This window comes from Verrucomicrobium sp. 3C, assembly GCF_000379365.1.
Classification (GTDB): domain Bacteria; phylum Verrucomicrobiota; class Verrucomicrobiia; order Methylacidiphilales; family Methylacidiphilaceae; genus Methylacidimicrobium.
In genome coordinates, this window is record NZ_KB901878.1 from 90,644 (window position 1) to 91,030 (window position 387).

Below are 387 nucleotides of genomic sequence, written 5' to 3' on the forward strand. Positions count from 1 at the left end.
TCGGGATCCCCTCCGCATCGGTCGCCACCGCCAAAAGCACCTGCGGCCGGTCATCCCGGTGGTCCCGACTGTAGCCGTAGCGAGCCAACCCCTTCGGACCCTCCCCCTCAAAATAGGTGCTCGAAAGATCGTAGAGCACCAGACTTACCCCTCCGGGAAACGCTCTCTGGAAAAGCCCACGCTCGATCCGGCTCCAAACCCCATTGAGTCCATCCATCGCCCGGTAGAGATCCTCTTCGTCCAATCCTTCGCTCTTTTCCAAGGAGCAGGCTTCCGCCAGAAGCGTCCCCCGAGCCTCCTCCTTCAAGGAAAGCTTCGAGCAGGGGAAGAGAATCCTGCCGAAGATCATCGCCTGCAAAAGCTTCCTCTTCTTCGGATCCTCCACCG

The 387-nt window shown here is 59.9% G+C and carries 1 pseudogene; it reads right to left on the bottom strand.

Going from position 1 to position 387, the window contains the following annotated elements:
• Positions 1 to 387, bottom strand: a pseudogene (locus A37A_RS22200) (hypothetical protein); the annotation flags it as partial.